Annotated in this window: 2 protein-coding genes; one reads left to right on the forward strand and one right to left on the reverse strand. The window is 68.7% G+C overall.

Features of this window, described 5'->3' with window-relative positions; all coding sequences use genetic code 11:
* Positions 1–247: AAA family ATPase (locus KZA10_RS16740; protein ID WP_374196615.1), on the forward strand; the 247-nt coding region annotated here is incomplete at its 5' end.
* A 185-nt stretch (positions 248–432) separates the two neighbouring features.
* Here the strand turns inward: KZA10_RS16740 and KZA10_RS16745 are convergent.
* Positions 433–732, reverse strand: a 300-nt coding sequence (locus KZA10_RS16745) for a hypothetical protein (protein WP_374196616.1), incomplete at its 5' end; no start/stop codon positions are given.

Consider the following 732-nt stretch of genomic DNA (forward strand, 5'->3'; position numbering starts at 1 on the left):
GCGCTTCCGCGTCGCGCTGGCGAAGCTGCTGCTCGCCGACCCCGCACCGCACCTCGTGGTGCTCGACGAGCCGACCAACAACCTCGACCTCGACACGGTCGCCCAGCTCGTCGAAGCCCTCCGCGCCTACCGGGGCGCGGTGCTCATCGTGAGTCATGACGATGTGTTCCTGCGGCGGCTGGATCTCGACCTGACACTCGAGATCGATGCGGAGGGCGCGCTCCAGAAGGTCTCACTGGAAGCGTGATGCGCGGGAGATCGTAGAAGGAGATAGAAGAAGGCGAGCAGCCCGTCGAAGAGCTAGGGGCGACTCCCCCAGAACCGCCGCACCACTCCCGGTGGCCGTGGCAGGTCCACCGCACGGACCCCTCCATCGCCGGCCGGTGCTGACTCTCGCATGTGACGACTCTACGCACCGCACTCGCGGCTCCCTCAGCGGGAGACGGCGACGAGAGAGATCGTTCTCGTGCTGCGCGCGGTGCTCCTGTGGACTTCGACGGCCTGCAGCACCGGCTTCCATGTCTTGCGCCGCACCCGCCGCTGCGCGACCGCGGTGTCCATTCCGAGGATCGCGAGCCACCCCATCCCGATGGTGGTCGCGACGAGTTCGAGGATGCTCCCGATGTCGGTGCGGAACTGCAGGAGCGAGAGGATGCCGCCGGCCGCCGCGATCGCTGCGGTGGAGACACCGGCGCCGAGCGAAAGCACCCGCAGCCGCCGTCGACCCTCCAC

Source organism: Microbacterium sp. BF1, from assembly GCF_019279095.1.
Classification (GTDB): Bacteria; Actinomycetota; Actinomycetes; order Actinomycetales; family Microbacteriaceae; genus Microbacterium; species Microbacterium maritypicum.